The sequence below is a fragment of the Ruegeria sp. YTSB088 genome (genome assembly GCF_059609825.1).
Genome location: NZ_JBXWMM010000007.1, coordinates 203,602 through 216,549 on the forward strand (window position 1 = coordinate 203,602; position 12,948 = coordinate 216,549).

General features: G+C 57.5%; 14 protein-coding genes. 4 read left to right on the plus strand and 10 right to left on the minus strand.

The annotated features are described in order from the left end of the window. Positions 1–11 precede the first annotated feature (11 nt). From ubiA to AC2FFA_RS13395, 3 genes are all read left to right on the plus strand, one after another. Complete coding sequence (gene ubiA / locus AC2FFA_RS13385; RefSeq protein ID WP_496717896.1) at positions 12–974, plus strand: 4-hydroxybenzoate octaprenyltransferase; 963 nt, start codon at positions 12–14, stop codon at positions 972–974. A 64-nt stretch (positions 975–1,038) separates the two neighbouring features. Then, positions 1,039–2,958 carry an OmpA family protein gene (locus AC2FFA_RS13390; RefSeq protein WP_496851971.1) on the plus strand — a complete coding sequence of 640 codons (1,920 nt, stop codon included), beginning with the start codon at positions 1,039–1,041 and terminating at the stop codon, positions 2,956–2,958. A 1-nt stretch (position 2,959) separates the two neighbouring features. Continuing rightward, positions 2,960–3,280 carry a hypothetical protein gene (locus AC2FFA_RS13395; RefSeq protein WP_117870533.1) on the plus strand — a complete coding sequence of 107 codons (321 nt, stop codon included), beginning with the start codon at positions 2,960–2,962 and terminating at the stop codon, positions 3,278–3,280. Between the two features lie 21 nt (positions 3,281–3,301). On the opposite strand, the gene AC2FFA_RS13400 is transcribed toward AC2FFA_RS13395, so the two are convergent. The 4 genes from AC2FFA_RS13400 to pgsA all read right to left on the minus strand — a co-directional run bounded on the left by AC2FFA_RS13400 (position 3,302) and on the right by pgsA (position 5,093). After that, positions 3,302–3,523 (minus strand): hypothetical protein, encoded by a 222-nt coding sequence (locus tag AC2FFA_RS13400; protein WP_496851972.1) that lies wholly within the window; start codon positions 3,521–3,523, stop codon positions 3,302–3,304. 205 nt (positions 3,524–3,728) lie between these two features. Next, complete coding sequence (locus tag AC2FFA_RS13405; RefSeq protein ID WP_496851973.1) at positions 3,729–4,172, minus strand: molybdenum cofactor biosynthesis protein MoaE; 444 nt, start codon at positions 4,170–4,172, stop codon at positions 3,729–3,731. Between the two features lie 3 nt (positions 4,173–4,175). Continuing rightward, the gene (gene moaD / locus AC2FFA_RS13410) at positions 4,176–4,421 is read right to left on the minus strand and encodes a molybdopterin converting factor subunit 1 (protein WP_496851974.1); all 246 of its coding nucleotides are present in this window, start codon (positions 4,419–4,421) and stop codon (positions 4,176–4,178) included. 3 nt (positions 4,422–4,424) lie between these two features. Continuing rightward, positions 4,425–5,093, minus strand: coding sequence for a CDP-diacylglycerol--glycerol-3-phosphate 3-phosphatidyltransferase (gene pgsA / locus AC2FFA_RS13415; protein WP_117872882.1), 669 nt, complete (start codon positions 5,091–5,093; stop codon positions 4,425–4,427). Between the two features lie 173 nt (positions 5,094–5,266). Between pgsA and AC2FFA_RS13420 the strand changes: the two genes are divergently transcribed. After that, the gene (locus tag AC2FFA_RS13420; protein WP_496851975.1) at positions 5,267–6,151 is read left to right on the plus strand and encodes a DMT family transporter; all 885 of its coding nucleotides are present in this window, start codon (positions 5,267–5,269) and stop codon (positions 6,149–6,151) included. On the opposite strand, the gene uvrC is transcribed toward AC2FFA_RS13420, so the two are convergent. From uvrC to AC2FFA_RS13450, 6 genes are all read right to left on the minus strand, one after another. Next, positions 6,148–8,010 (minus strand): excinuclease ABC subunit UvrC, encoded by a 1,863-nt coding sequence (uvrC, locus tag AC2FFA_RS13425; RefSeq protein WP_496851976.1) that lies wholly within the window; start codon positions 8,008–8,010, stop codon positions 6,148–6,150. The genes AC2FFA_RS13420 and uvrC overlap by 4 nt on opposite strands. A gap of 290 nt (positions 8,011–8,300) precedes the next feature. Further along, a complete protein-coding gene (locus AC2FFA_RS13430) occupies positions 8,301–9,080 on the minus strand; it encodes an SDR family oxidoreductase (RefSeq protein ID WP_496717890.1) in 780 nt (259 codons plus the stop codon). 21 nt (positions 9,081–9,101) lie between these two features. Next, positions 9,102–10,064 (minus strand): calcium/sodium antiporter, encoded by a 963-nt coding sequence (locus AC2FFA_RS13435; RefSeq protein ID WP_117872883.1) that lies wholly within the window; start codon positions 10,062–10,064, stop codon positions 9,102–9,104. Between the two features lie 171 nt (positions 10,065–10,235). After that, positions 10,236–11,033, minus strand: a complete 798-nt coding sequence (locus AC2FFA_RS13440) for a S49 family peptidase (protein WP_496851977.1) — start codon at positions 11,031–11,033, stop codon at positions 10,236–10,238. 114 nt (positions 11,034–11,147) lie between these two features. After that, entirely contained in the window at positions 11,148–11,909 is a 762-nt protein-coding gene (locus AC2FFA_RS13445) for an ABC transporter permease (protein ID WP_117870556.1), read from the minus strand. Beyond that, positions 11,906–12,835, minus strand: a complete 930-nt coding sequence (locus AC2FFA_RS13450) for an ABC transporter ATP-binding protein (RefSeq protein ID WP_299899313.1) — start codon at positions 12,833–12,835, stop codon at positions 11,906–11,908. Before AC2FFA_RS13450 ends, AC2FFA_RS13445 begins: the two co-directional genes overlap by 4 nt. Positions 12,836–12,948 lie beyond the last annotated feature (113 nt).

Sequence of the window (12,948 nt, forward strand, 5' to 3'; positions counted from 1 at the left end):
AGACCTTACATATGCAAGGCAATGCCCCAACACCAGATGGTCAAGTCGCTGATGCAGTCACCGGCAACTGGGTTGACACCCGTGCCCCGGCCTTTGCCCGCCCCTACCTGCGCCTCAGCCGCGCGGACCGGCCCATCGGGACATGGCTGTTGCTGATTCCGTGCTGGTGGGGGCTGGCGCTGGCCATCCTGCACGACGGTCAGCCGCGTTGGGAAGATCTGTGGATCGCCATAGGATGCGCATTCGGAGCCTTTCTGATGCGGGGCGCAGGTTGCACCTGGAATGACATTACGGACCGGGAATTCGACGGGCAGGTCGAACGCACACGCTCGCGCCCGATCCCTTCGGGTCAGGTCAGCGTCCGGCAGGCCGCGGCGTGGATGGTCCTGCAATGCATTCTGGCGTTGGGCATCCTCCTCAGTTTCAATCAGGCGGCCATTGCCATGGGCGTACTGTCCCTGTTGCCAGTGACGATCTATCCGTTTGCCAAACGGTTTACTTGGTGGCCTCAGGTGTTCCTGGGGTTGGCTTTCAACTGGGGCGCCCTTCTGGCCTGGGCGGCGCATAGCGGTTCCGTAGGATGGCCTGCAGTGACTCTTTACCTGTCTGGAATCGCGTGGACCCTGTTCTACGACACCATCTATGCGCATCAGGATGCCGAGGATGACGAACTGATCGGCATCAAGTCAACCGCCCGGCTGTTCGGAGCCGATACAGCGAGGTGGCTGAAGTACTTTTTGGTGGCGACGGTGTCGCTGATGGGACTGGCCATCGTCGATGCAGGGGTGCCGGATGCCTCGATGCTGGCATTGGGCGTTGCGCTCTGTGGGCCTTGGGCAATGGGCTGGCACATGATGTGGCAACTCCGCGCGCTGGACATCGAAGACAATGCCAGGCTGTTGCAATTGTTCAGGGTCAACCGCGACACTGGCTTGATTCCGCTGATCTTCCTCTGCGTTGCCCTGTTGCTCTGATTGCACCTGCTGAACGGGGCCTGTAAAGATCGGCCCAACCGCCTGAGGAGTGTCGAGCCCAAATATGCGTCTGCCGTATTTTATCGTTGTTTCCCTGATCTTTCTTGTGTCAGCCGGGCTGTCGCTTTTGGCAGCCAGCTATGCCGTTACAAAGATCGAAGAGACTTCGGAATTCGCTGTGCGCCGGTCGCTTGATCTCAAAGGCCATGACTGGGCCGAGGTTGAATCCCATGGCTTGCGCGTGGTCCTGACCGGAACTGCACCGGATGAGGCGACCCGCTTTAACGCGCTGACAGCAGCCGGAACCGAGGTCGATGCGTCCCGCGTAATCGATGAAATGGAGGTTGAAGCGACTTCGGCCCTGGCGTCACCACGCTTTTCAGCAGAAATTCTGCGCAATGATCACGGTATCTCGATCATCGGTTTGATCCCCGCCAGTGAAGACAGGGATGACCTGATCAGACGGCTGAGCAATCTCGACCGCAACATCGCGGTCTCGGACCTGATGGAAACGGCAGATTACCCCAAGCCCGACGGTTGGGATGCAGCGATATCCTATGCCATCGAGGCTTTGGCCAGCCTGCCTCGCGCCAAAATTTCCGCAAGTGCGGATTTGGTCAAAATCACCGCCATTGCGGACAGCCAACAGGAAAAACAACGTCTCGAACAAGATCTGACTCGCGCCGCACCGCCCAGCCTGCGGATCGGGCTGGCGATTTCGGCCCCCCGGCCCGTCATCACACCTTTTACGCTGCGTTATCTGATCAACGAAGAAGGTGGGCAATTTGATGCCTGCTCGGCACAGGATGAAAAGGCCCGCGACCGGATCGTGACCGCCGCGCGCGAAGCCGGACTGTCAGGGCCATATTCCTGTACCATCGGTCTGGGTGAGCCCTCACCGCGTTGGCCCGAAGCAGCCGAGAAGAGCATTCAGGCGCTTGCCAGAATCGGCAAAGGCTCGGTCACAATGTCGGATGCCGACATTACATTGGTTGCGGCGCAAGGCACCGATCCAGCCATGTTCGACCGAATTGTGGGCGAACTTGAAACAGCGTTGCCTCAGGTCTTTGCCCTGCACGCTGTTCTGCCGGAACCCGAAACCAGCGAACAGGCCGGACCCATAGAGTTCTCGGCGACCCGCAGTCCCGAAGGGCTGGTGCAACTGCGAGGGCGCCTGGGGGATGAAACCTTGCGGGATATGGTCGACAGCTATGCCCGCGCGGCCTTTGGCTCGGACCAGGTCTATACAGCAACCCGCATCGTGCCGGGGCTTCCGGCAGATTGGCCGGTGCGTGTTCTCGCTGGCCTTGAGGCGTTGGCACAACTTCACAACGGCGCCTTGACCGTGACGCCGGACACAGTCGAACTGACTGGCCTCAGCCATGAAGAAGATGCCAAGGCCCGTATTGCGGGTCAGCTGTCGGACAAGCTGGGAGAGGGGCAGGAATTCACCCTGACGATCACTTATCAGCCGCCGCCAGAACCCGAAGATGCTCTGCCCGATCCTGAAGTCTGCGAAGCGCAGATCGCCGAAGTTCAGACTGTCAGCAAAATTGCTTTCGAACCCGGATCGGCAACGATTGCGTCCGACTCGCGCGATGCCGTGAACCAGATCGCGGATATCCTGCGCGACTGCGGACCGATCCGTATGGAAATACAAGGCCATACCGACAGCCAGGGCCGCGAAGAGATGAACCAGCAGCTCAGCCAGGCACGGGCTCAATCCATTCTGAACGAGCTGCGCGGGCGGCGCATTCCCACTAGCAGCTACACTGCCGTGGGATACGGTGAAACACAGCCCATTGCGGATAACGACACCGAAGAAGGCCGCGAGGAAAACCGGCGGATCGAGTTCCGGCTGATCCGCCCCGAACCAGTCGAGGCCTCCGAAACAGGTCTCGAAGCGCTCGAGGCCGAGACTGACCCGCCCGGGGCAGATCAGACCGACACGACCGCACCAGATGCGGATGCAGAGGACCAGTAAGTTGAACAGAACCGAATTCATCATCGCCACTGCCGTCATTCTGTTTGCGGCCTTCTGCATGGGCTGGTTTGCCAACTGGCTGGCCCACCGCCTGTCCCGCGTCCGCCAAAGCGACGTTGCTGATCTGGATCGCATGAGCCAGGAACTGCACGAAGCGGAAGAAACCCGCGATCAGGCCATAACCTACCTTCAGCAACGCGAAGCCGAGTTGACCAATCAGCTGACCCAGACAGAGGCAGAACTGGCCGCAGCCATGGACGGCCTGCGCGCCGCGCGGCAAGAGGCCGAGGAAATGCGCGGGCGGATCAACAACGCCGACTGAACGACCGTCTTTCCGGTCGTCTCACAAGACCTGTGCCAAATCTGCGAACGGGTCTTCGGGGTCTTCCAGGCCAATCGACGGCCAGAACACGCCATCCCCTGCGCAATTCCTACAACGCGCCAATTGCGCCCCTTCCAGACGGAAGGACGTTTGCATCAAAGCTTCGGTTCCCATCCGGAAAATCAGACTGCAATGGCGACCAAGCGACACGGCATAGTGGACGATCCAGAGTTTATCGATCATCTGCCGGGCATACGCACCGCTGATCGGGGCCGGGCTTTGTCCGAATGAATTGTCTGTTTCGCAAGGCCTTAGCAACTCAATCCGTAGTGCAAGCCGCCATCCTATCGATCCATTTTTCACGGATTTGGTGCAGATTCGCGAACCAGTGTCAGGATGAGAATTGAACCCGCTCGGGTCCACAAGCCACCACGGCGGTCGCGCCGCACTACCAGCGGGTCAACGCGTCTTCGTCCTGCTCTTTGGCCGCGACCCATTCGGCGCCGGAACGGGTGATTTCTTTCTTCCAGAACGGCGCACGCGATTTCAGATAATCCATCAGATACTCCGCCGCTTCAAACGCATCCTTGCGGTGCGGTGCCGCCGTGGCCACCATCATGATCTTGTCGCCCGGTGCCAGACGTCCATGACGATGAATCACCAGCACATCGCCCAATGACCAACGATCCTTGGCCTCTTGGGCGATCTTGGTCAGGGCGCGCTCGGTCATACCCGGATAATGCTCGATCTCCATCACATCCAGATCACCGCTTGCAAGGTCGCGCACAACGCCGGTGAACGTAACGATGGCCCCGTTGGAATCATCCCCGGCGGTAAAAGCATTGGCCTCTGCCCCCAGATCAAATGCCTCTTCCTGAACCGCGATCCGCATCGTTCAACCGCCCGTCATCGGTGGGAAAAACGCAACTTCCCGAACTCCTGCCAACGAAGCATCGAAGTCCGACAGCTCTTGATCCAACGCGACGCGAAGGGCGGTTAAATCGGCAAACGCCGCAGCGTAGCGGTCTTCCCGAGCGCTCAGTTCAGCCACCAGGTCGCTGACTGTGGCCGCTTGCGTTTCGACCTTTTCTTTTGGCAAGCCGATGCGTTCGCGCACCCATGCGAAATACAGAACATCCATCGGTTAGCTCTCCTTCAGATGAGGCATGGCTTTACGTAGATAATCATAGCCGGTGATCAATGTTAGCGTTGCGGCGATCCACAACAGCCACAGCCCGACCTGACCAGCCCAGTACATGCCATCGACATTCAAGCGCAGGTGGTTCACGTCTTCGACCTGACCCGCAATGATTTGCTCGACCAGCTCGGCATCCATACCAAAACTCGCCATCACGGCATAGTGCTCAAAGATACCCTGCGAAAACAGAACCGCGATGGCGACCATCTGGGCCGTGGTCTTCCATTTGGCCAGTTTGGTGACTTTGAGCGTGCCGGCCACATCGCCCAGGTATTCCCGCAGGCCCGACACAAAAACTTCACGAAACAGGATCACGGTTGCAGGAAGGACAAGCCACGGTGTCCAGTGCTCGGTCGAATAGCCCACAAGGATCATAAGCGCGATCACCACCATGGCCTTGTCGGCGATCGGATCCAGCATCGCTCCGATTTTGGTCTCCTGCTTCCATGCGCGGGCCAGATACCCATCGAACCAATCGGTAATCGCCGCTGACAGAAACAGGATCAGTGCAAACCAGTCCGCATAGGGACGGGTGAAATACAAAAACATTACAGCCAGTCCGGGCGCGGCCAGCAGGCGCAGCACAGTCAGGAGATTGGGTAAATTCCATTTCATGGCTTGGACCCTATATTGCTGGTCCGGAACAGAAAAGCCAATCAGGCAAAAAACTTCATCACTCACAAACGCTTGGTCAAAGCGCCGCAGGCCTGGCGTCTCAGAACAGAACTTCTTGGCCTTTCCCGGCTTTGCGGTCAGATTGCCGCGCAAGCCGAACCAGAAAGTACCAGATGACAGCGCATATTCAAACCGACGCCCGATCAAACATGATCGGCAGCCTCTGGATGATCGCCGCGATGGCGGGCTTTGCGCTGGAGGATGCGTTGCTGAAAGCCGCCTCAGCCGCACTCCCGATATGGCAGGTTCTGGTTCTTTTTGGTGTGGGTGGGTCCGTGATATTTGCTGCGGTGGCTTTGGCGCGCGGGCATCGGTTGCTGCACCCTGACGTTCTGTCCCGCCCGATGAAAATTCGAGTACTTTTCGAGGTCTTTGGTCGATTGTTTTACGTTCTGGCCATTGCACTGACTCCTTTGTCCTCGGCTACGGTGATTCTGCAAGCCACGCCTCTGGTCGTTGTTGCAGGCGCCGCGTTGTTCTTTGGCGAGACAGTCGGTTGGCGGCGTTGGAGCGCTATCTTTGTCGGCATGATCGGCGTCGTCGTCATCCTGCAACCCACCGGAGACAGTTTTTCGCTGCTGTCGATACTGGCAGTGCTGGGAATGCTGGGATTTGCCGGACGTGATCTGGCCAGCCGAGCAGCACCTGCCACGCTTGGAACCGAAGTCCTGGGGTTTTACGGCTTCCTCAGCATCATCGTGGCCGGCGTGGCCTATCGGTTTTGGGAGGGCGCGCCGATGGTCTCACTCAGCGTGCACACAAGCCTGCACCTAACCGGGGCGGTGCTGATGGGGGTAATGGCTTATGCGTCGCTGATGAAGGCCATGCGCACGGGCGAAGTGTCTGCCGTGACCCCGTTCCGGTACACCCGACTATTGTTCGGCATCGGGTTGGGTGTGGCCATGTTCGGTGAAAGCCTGGACCCTACCATGTGGATCGGCAGCGCGCTGATCGTTGCCTCGGGCCTCTATATTCTGTGGCGGGGTCGGCGTGCCTAGCCCTTGTCGTGGAAGAAGTCGTAAACCTTCTGCGCCAAACCGGCCGAGATCCCTTCGACCGCTTTCAGATCGGCCAGATTGGCCCGGCTGACGGCTTTGGCGCTGCCGAAATGAGCCAGCAGAGCACGTTTGCGTGCCGCCCCGACACCGGGGATCTCGTCCAACGGTGTCGCACCTACGGCCTTTGCCCGCTTTGCGCGATGGGTGCCGATGGCAAACCGGTGCGCCTCATCCCTTAAGCGTTGAATGAAATACAGTACCGGATCGTTTCGTTTCAGCGCAAATGGGCGCTGGCCGATCCGGTGAAACTCTTCCTTGCCGTGATCGCGGTCGACCCCTTTGGCGACGCCGACCATGGGAATGTCTTCGACCCCATGTTCGACCATGATCTCATGCACGGCGCTTACCTGCCCGGCACCGCCATCAATCAGCAGCAGATCAGGCCACAGCCCTTTGTCGCGATCCGGGTCTTCCTTTTGCAATCTGGTGAAACGACGGTTCAGTACCTCTTTCATCATGCCGAAGTCGTCACCCGGTGTGAGGTCATCTCCGCGAATGTTGAACTTGCGGTAGGCGTTTTTCATGAACCCCTCTGGGCCCGCTACGATCATGCCGCCAACCGCGTTGGTGCCTTGAATGTGAGAGTTGTCGTAGACCTCAATCCGACCCGGCGGACCGTCCAGTTCGAACGCCTCGGCCAGCCCGCGCAACAGCTTTGCCTGCGTGGCGCTTTCCGACATGCGGCGGGCCAGAGCCTCGCGTGCGTTGCGCAAGGCGCCGGCAACCAGTTCATGTTTTTCGCCACGTTGCGGCACAAGGATTTCGACCTTGCGCCCGGCTTTTTCAGCCAACGCCTGCTGCATCAGATCAACGTTTTCGATTCCGTCCGACAGGATCAACTGTCGCGGCGGTTCCTTGTTGTCGTAGAACTGACCCAGAAAGGCCTCCATCACTTCGGCAGATGAAACATCCGGCCCGACGCGCGGATAGAAATCCTTGTTGCCCCAGTTCTGGTTCGCACGGATGAAAAACACCTGCACACAGGCCTGACCGCTGTCCATGTAAAGGCCGATCACGTCCGCCTCAGCAACACCGCGCGGGTTGATACCCTGAGAGGTCTGCACCTGCGTCAGCGCCCGGATACGGTCACGCAGACCGGCGGCGCGTTCGAACTCCATCGCCTCGGACGCAGCCATCATCTGCTCGGCCAGCTCCTCCTGTACCTTGGTCGAGCGACCCGACAGGAAGCGTTCAGCATCCTTCACGCTTTCACGGTAATCCTCCTCCGAGATCAGGCCGACACACGGCCCGGAGCAACGCTTGATCTGATACAGCAGGCAAGGCCGTGTTCGGCTGTCGAACATCGAATCCGAGCAGTTGCGCAGCAGGAACGCTTTTTGCAACTGATTTAATGTCCGGTTCACCGCACCTGCGCTGGCAAAGGGACCGAAATAGGCTCCTTTTTCCTTCTTCGCCCCGCGGTGTTTCTTGATCTGCGGAAAGTCATGATCCTTGGCGACCAGTATGTTCGGAAAGCTTTTGTCATCCCGCAACAATACATTGTATTTCGGCTTGAGCTGCTTGATCAGGTTCTGCTCCAGCAGCAATGCCTCGGTCTCGGTTCGCGTGGTCAAAAACATCATCGAAGCCGTCGCGGCGATCATCTTTTCGATCCGACCCGAATGACCCGGACGTGTGTAATTCGACACCCGTGCCTTGAGGTTTCGAGCTTTTCCGACGTACAGAACCCGGCTGTCGGCATCGAGCATGCGGTAAACACCCGGAGAACTGTCCAGCGTTTTTACATGGCGCTGAATGCAGGCATAGCCGGAAAGGGACGATTCGCTGTCGATAGTCATGACCCTGAGATATGATTCTCTGACAATGGCTGCAATCTCACGCCACTCAGATCAAGAGTAAACAAATCCACGGTTTCTGTGGATAAGTGTGAAGATAAGTTTTCGGAAAATCGAAAATCCCCTTGTTTCCTTGCCTCTTCCCTTACTTGCACAAAAATTAAGCAACAATTTAAATGTTTGTTTTTAAATGATATTTTTTTACATACTTAGCAAGTGTATGAAAAAAAAGACAATTTTGTAACGCGCATGTAACACAATTGAGAGCGGTGCAAAACTTGCAGCAAAATTGCTTATTCTACGCCCAGAACATCCGGAGTTTTCCAACCCAGATGCTGACCGCCATCCACACATAAAAGCTGCCCGGTAACCGCGTGTGCATCCAGAAAATACCCAAGCGCGGCAGTTATGTCAGACGGGTTGGACCCCCGCTCCAATACGGTATTGGAACGCTGTGTCAGAAAATGTTCTTCGCTTTGGCGGTGACCCTGCATCGTTGGGCCCGGCCCGATCGCATTGACGCGGATCGTCGGAGACAATGCCTGCGCCGCCGTTCGGGTCAGCGTCCACAGACCCATTTTCGCGATGGTGTATGACATGAACTCGGGCGTCAGTTTACGCACTCGCATGTCCACCATGTTGACGATAAGGCCGGTTGCGAGCGGTTCGCCATTTTCATCTGTGCCAACGCTCAGCCCCTGATCCGCCATTGCCTGCGTCAGAACAAAGGGCGCACGCAGGTTGCTGTCGAGATGTCGATCCCAGCTTTGCCGGGTTGCCGTGCGGATGTTGTCATATTCAAAAATCGACGCGTTGTTCACCAGACAGGTGATCGGCCCGCCCAGCGCCTCTGCCGCTTTGGGCAGCAGCGCCTGAACCTGAGCCTCGTCCAGCAGATCGGTCTGCAGGGCCACGGATTGACGGCCAAGCGCCTGCACCTCTGCCGCTGTCTCCTGCGCCGGGCCTTCGGAGGAGGCGTAGTGCACGGCCACATCAAAACCACGACCCGCCAGATACAGCGCCATGGCCCGGCCCAGACGAATACCGGCACCGGTCACTAAAGCTCGGGTCATGCTTCACCTCGTTTTGTCAGATCACACCAGCAATACGGTGACATAAAGCACATAAAGAAAAGTCAACACCAACCCCCAGACACGCGAGATGTCCTGTTTGAGGAACACAAACGGAACCAGAAGCAGCGATGCGCCCAGCATGACCCACAAGTCGAACCGCAAGAACTCTGGGGTAACTGGTATACGACCAAACCAGGTTGCGATCCCGATGATGGCCAGAAGGTTGAACATGTTCGAACCGATCACGTTACCCAGCGCGACATCGGCTTGCCTGCGCAGTGCGGCCATAAGCGTCGTCGCAAGTTCGGGCAAAGAGGTTCCTACCGCGATAAGGGTCAGGCCGATGACCGTTTCGCTGACTCCATAAGTTTTCGCAATCGTGGTCGCGTTGTCCACCAGCAAATGGGCACCCATCGGAAGTCCCACCAGGCCCAGGATCAGGTAAATCGATACCTTCCAGTAGGGCATGTCCGGGTCAGCTTCTTCCAGACCTTCCAGTTCGTCATCCTCCGCGCATGCCTCACCACAGGCCTTGCGATGTGCCTTTGCCTCACGAAAGGCATTCGTAAGAACCAGACCCAAAGCCGCCAGCAGGATCAGGCCACTGAAGACGGTGAACGTGCCGCAAAAAGCCAGTCCGATGAACAGAACCGTCGCCATCAGCATGAACACATAGTTCCTGCGGCTGTTGCATTCACTGGTGTGAATCGTTGCCAGTAATGCGGGCAGGCCAAGAACCAACAGGATATTGGCCGTGTTCGATCCGACAACGTTGCCCAGCGCGATACCGGGCGCATTCTCTTTCAACGCGCTGATCGCAATAAGCAACTCGGGTGCCGACGTACCAAAGGCTACAATCGTCAGGCTGACGATCAGCGCCGGGACGCCGAGACGCAGGCTCAGATTCACCGCACCACGCACCAAGGCATCGCCTGCCAGCAGCAGGATCAACAGGCCAAGACCAGACAGCAGCCATGTGGTGATCAAGTCCGGCCCCCTTTTTCGCAGACACAGGGGCCTTTACCTATGCGAAACCGCCCGCAGCGTGGACACTTGGCCGAGCTCAGTTTCTTTTGCCCCGGAAAGCGCAGTTTGCCAAACATCGCCAAGACGCCCATGCCAATCAGAAAAAGTGTGACAACCTTGATGATCACGTCACAAACCGAAACGCGCGTAGGCCGCCCGCTCCTCTAATCCGGCAATGGCATCCTGTGCCAGGCTGGCCCCGAAACGCGACCAGATCGGTTTGCGCACGCCATACCGGCGGAACTTGACCTTGTCGCCAAAGCGTTCCTGCATCTTGGGTTTCAGATGGGCGATGCCGTCGATCAAACCCAGCTCCTGCGCATGACGCGCCAGCCAGATTTCACCCGTAAACAGATCGGCGGTTTGATCCAGCTTGTTGCCTCGGCGGGCTTTGACATGCGCTATGAAGTTATCGTGGATGTCGCCCAACAGCCCTTGCAGGCGCGCTACATCCTCTTTCTTTTCCGGCGAGAAGGGATCCAGCATCGATTTCGACTTGCCAGCTGTATGGACACGCCGTTCAAATCCCTGCCGCGCCAAAAAGACATGCGCGCCAAACCCGGCCGAAATAACCCCGATCGATCCGAGAACCGAACTGTCGTCGGCCCAGATTTCATCCGCAGCAGCAGCCAGCCAATAGCCGCCTGACGCCGCAACGTCCTCAACAAACCCGATCACGGGCACGTCCAGCTCTTCCGACAATCGCCGGATACGTGCGCCAATCAAAGAGCTTTGCACAGGCGCCCCGCCCGGAGAGTTGATCTCGAGCGCGACAGCTACAGGCTTTCCTTTGCGAAACGCCTTCTCAAGAACCGGGGCCAGAGAGGTGTCGTTGAGAGAACCGCGACCGGCCATACCAATGGCGCCGGACAAGCGAACAACGGCCACACAGGGGTGCTTTTTGACAAACGGTAGGCTGAGTTTCATGGGTGCCGATGTAGAGTGCCCCCAACTCGTAAACAAGGGACTCTACGAGCCTTAAACGCGACGTGAACCAAATTCCCACACTCGATGGGCAAAAATGCAACGCCTTGGCGAAGGTCAGCTGCGAATGCGCCAACCGGTTTTGAAGATCCAACCGATGACCGCCAGGCACAGACCTGTAAAAGCGACAATGGCAAGAAGACTGAAAACAATCGGTACATCTGCCAGCCCGTAAAAGGACCAGCGGAAACCCGAAATCAGATAGACCACGGGATTGAACAGCGTGATGGTCTGCCACAATGGCGGCAGCATCGAGATCGAATAAAACGTACCCCCCAGAAAGATCAGTGGCGTCACCACCAACTGCGGCACCAACGACATCTGCTCGAAGTTGCTGGCCCAGATCCCGATGATGAATCCAAGCAACGAAAAGCTGAGACAGGACAGGATCAGAAACGCGGCCATGGCGAATGGATGCTCTATCCGAATATCGACAAAAAACGTCGCAGTGACCAATATCACCAACCCCACAAACAGCGCCTTTGTGGCGGCGGCACCGACATATCCGATCACGATCTCGATGAAATTGACCGGAGCGGACAACAGCTCGTAGATGGTGCCCAGAAACTTGGGGAAATAAATCCCGAACGACGCGTTTGAAATCGACAGCATCACCACCGACAACATGATCAGCCCCGGCACAATGAACGCACCGTATGAAACGCCCTCGACCTCTTGGATACGGCTGCCGATGGCGGTGCCAAACACCACGAAATAAAGCGACGTAGACAGAACCGGCGACAGAAAACTCTGTGCCAGAGTGCGGAAGAAACGGGCCATTTCGAACCGGTAGATAGCAGCGATCGCGGTCCAGTTCATGCGGCCTCTCCGGATACCAGATTGACGAAAATCTCTTCCAGGCTTGATTGCCTGGTCTGCACGTCGCGCAACACCAAACCGGCCTCGGACACGTCATTCAGCAAGGTCGTTATGCCGGTACGATCCGCGTGGGTATCGTAGGTATAGATCAGGCAATCACCCGCGCCATTGAGGGCAAGATTGTGACTGGCCAGACTGTCGGGAATCCGAGCGATGGGTTCGGTCAGCATGACTTCGATCTGCTTTTTACCCATCTGCGACATGAGTGTGGCTTTGTTCTGCACCAGCAAAAGCTCTCCCTTGTCGATGACGCCGACACGATCCGCAATCGCTTCTGCTTCTTCAATATAATGGGTGGTCAGAATGATGGTGACACCGTCCCGTTTCAGTTCCGCCACAAGCTCCCACATATCCTTGCGCAACTCGACATCCACTCCGGCAGTCGGCTCGTCCAGAAAAAGCACCCGAGGTTCATGGGCCAGGGCCTTGGCGATGAGCACCCTCCGCTTCATGCCACCGGACAATTCCTTGATCGCGTTGTTGCGCTTGTCCCATAGGGACAGCTTGCGCAGAATCTCTTCGATCCGCGCGTTGTCCTTGCCAATCCCGAACAGCCCGCGCGACAACCGAACCGTGTTCCTGACCTTTTCAAATGGTTCCAACGCGATCTCTTGCGGCACAAGCCCGATCATCCTGCGCGCTGCGCGATAGTCGGACTGGATGTCATGTCCACCAACTGTGACCACTCCCGAGGTCGGGTTTGTTATCCCGCAAATCGTCGAAATCAGGGTTGTCTTCCCGGCGCCATTTGGTCCCAGAAGCGCAAGTATCTCGCCCTCTTCAATATCCAGAGACACACCCTTCAGGGCCTCGAACCCATCGGCGTAAGATTTGCGAAGATCTTTGATGGACAAAATGGTCGTCATATCTGTTCCCCGTTCCGACCGAGACCCTATCGCGCGGAACCAGCCTGCAACAGGGCAATTTCGCACAACGTGCTGCGCATTTTCTAATGGTTGTCAGAACCATGCTCAATTCC